This window comes from Bacillus sp. 05T22, assembly GCF_056396765.1.
In genome coordinates this window covers 1-2,680 of sequence record NZ_JBFTMC010000215.1, presented here as the reverse complement: position 1 = coordinate 2,680, position 2,680 = coordinate 1, and the positions used below count along the sequence as shown (strand labels likewise).

Annotated in this window: 1 protein-coding gene; it reads right to left on the bottom strand. The window is 37.8% G+C overall.

Going from position 1 to position 2,680, the window contains the following annotated elements; translation table 11 throughout:
- Positions 1-94: 94 nt before the first annotated feature.
- On the bottom strand, positions 95-1,891 hold the full coding sequence (ltrA, locus tag AC1DIT_RS27830) for a group II intron reverse transcriptase/maturase (protein ID WP_016133032.1): 1,797 nt from the start codon (positions 1,889-1,891) through the stop codon (positions 95-97).
- Positions 1,892-2,680 lie beyond the last annotated feature (789 nt).

Genomic DNA, 2,680 nt, shown 5'->3' with positions numbered 1-2,680 from the left:
AATAGTGATAGGTAAGGTTTTGACGTTATCTCCACCTTTTCCCCCACTTCACACCATACGTGAGACTTTCACCTCATACGGCGTTCCATCTAATTCAATTGACCAACTTTTGTATTGAAGGAAAGATAGGATGTCGACGCGCTGATATTCTCAGCTTGTCAAACATCAATTTCTTCTCTTCAATAATGTTGTACTTATTTAAGATTGATTTTGCCTTATCTGAATCATCGCTATGAATTGCTAAGTGTATGTCTTCAAGTACAATTACCAAATTCTCATAGTTGTCCTGTCCCCCAAATTCCAACGGAATTTTATGGTGACAGTGCCAACCTACTAATCCGACTTCTTGTTTCGTAATTGCACATTTTCCATACTGTGCAATAAACTTTGCAATTCTGTTATCGTTGTATTCTACTGTTCGATGCTTCATATAAAAACGCTGTACATGTCGGAGTGTCTCCCTATCTACGGCTTTTAACGTATCATGTATTTTCTCTCTACCTTCTTTTGTATAATTTGAGATAGACTGAGTAAAATTTCTAGCCGGTTTATGCTTCTGCGCATGGATAGGTAGTAATACAATGTCTTTGATTTTATACAATTTAGGATTGTATCGTTTATATCTTTTCCTTAAGACAGTCGACATGTCACTCTTAGTGGCTTTTTTCCAATCTCGCCTCAGTCGATTATAGAGTGTTCTTATGAGATGGCAACTCATGTGATCTAAATCGTGATTAATATGTGTCGCGGCCGAATAATAATTTTGTATCCCCATTACAGTCGTGTTAAATCGCCATACTGATTCTGGTGTCTGCTCTTTGCTTATATCTTTAACAGCCTGTTTCAGCTTGCTATACGCATGTTTTCTGGCTTTTACACACATTCTGCTATGAGCCACATGTTTGTTTCCTTTCCTATTTGCCTTAACTGTAAACCCTAAAAAGTGACTCGCTTTTTTCCTCAAATTTATAATCTTTGATTTTTCAAGGCTAATATCCAGGTGTAGGCGTGTTCTAAGAAAGTCTTTTGTTGCTTCAAACATTTTTAAAGCCGTTACATAATCACGACATAATATTTTTGCATCGTCTGCATATCGAATTAAGAAACATTCCTTTAATTTGCTTTTCTTTAGCGCTCGATATTTTTCACTATTTCCCTTATATGGATGTGAGGTCTTTATCGTTTCCCATTGGTTACTTACCCACCAATCTAATTCGTTGAGTACGATATTAGATAGCAGCGGACTTAGTATTCCTCCTTGCGGAGTACCTTTTTGAGGAACACCCTCATTTACAATTTCTGCTTTCAGTAGTCTTGAAATGATAGAAAGTAATTTCTTATCTCGTATACCTATCGTCCACAATTGCTTTAGAAGTTTTCCATGATGCACATTGTCAAAGAAACCTTTAATGTCTATATCCACACAGTAGTGAAATCCGTTTCCTTTTCTATTTACTAAAGATTTCATTCTCGCTAGTGCATGATGTGTACTTCGGTTAGGACGAAAACCGTAACTATGGTTATGAAATTTCGCTTCACATATTGGTTCCAATATTTGCAATACACATTGCTGAAATAATCTGTCCCATATGGTTGGTATCCCTAAAGGTCTACGGTCTCCATTTGGTTTTGGTATAAATACTCGTCTTACAGATTGTGGTTCATACCAACCAAACATCGTTTTTACTTTTTCTATCACTTCATCCGTTGAAAGCATTTTAATATCATTAATTGTCATTCCATCTGTTCCAGCTGTCAGACTTCCCATATTTCTTTTTATATTTCGATATGCTAAACGTATGTTTTCATCCATCTTCATAAGCTCTATTAATTTATAAAAGTTGTTACCGTTTTGACTTTGCTGATACAAGTCATCTAGTGTAGACTGCATATCATAATATTCAGCGTGTCTAAGCTTTTCAGTTTTCTTTATAAGTCGGTTCTCCTTTCAGAGTTTACCTTTTTTAGTCTCACAAGAACCTTATAATTCGACTGCGTAGCTTTTTGAAACGGTTGGTCAATCTTTCATCAGATTAATGGCTATCCCTCTGCAATGTTTCCATTGCTTCACTGGTACTATGCCATCACTCTCACCACCATAAATGAAGGTTATACGTTTGCTAATCTCACAAATGCCTTCCCTTCAAACACTTCCTCGAAGATAAGTTCTCCATGTTGGTGGCTTTCCACGTTCCATTATTTCTATCTATGCATAGCACTTTTAGGGTTCTCCTTTAAGCCTGCTGACTTGATGTCGCCTATAACGACATATGGACTTTCATAACAACTATTTTTACTCATCCACATCAGCACCACGCTCGTGGCACACACATTTCTATGTGTCAACGTTCTAGACCCGTACATTCGGAGATTCGTCAGATTCTGCCTACCCGTTGGTTTTGTTGAATCCATTCTACCCATGAGTGCTTTTTAGACTCCCGGCCTATAGGCTACACCATCCACCGCTGGACAGCTTTCGTAGTATCTAGATACTTTACGGTAGCTCTCGGCCGACTTCACCGAGCTTCACACAACTACAGGCTTATCTTCTGTATGCTGCATGTCGGAGTATCAGAGGAAGCCCTTCAAGGCGTTACCCTATCATTTGACTTCTCGAAATAATAGTTCTGCTGAATATTTAATCAGCGCCTAACCTTTTTAGTTAGGAACGTGTCACACA

What these genes read in the sequence shown, in the direction of transcription:
- ltrA (WP_016133032.1), bottom strand. Translation starts at nt 1,891, where the DNA reads ATGCAGTCTACACTAGATGACTTGTATCAGCAAAGTCAAAACGGTAAC.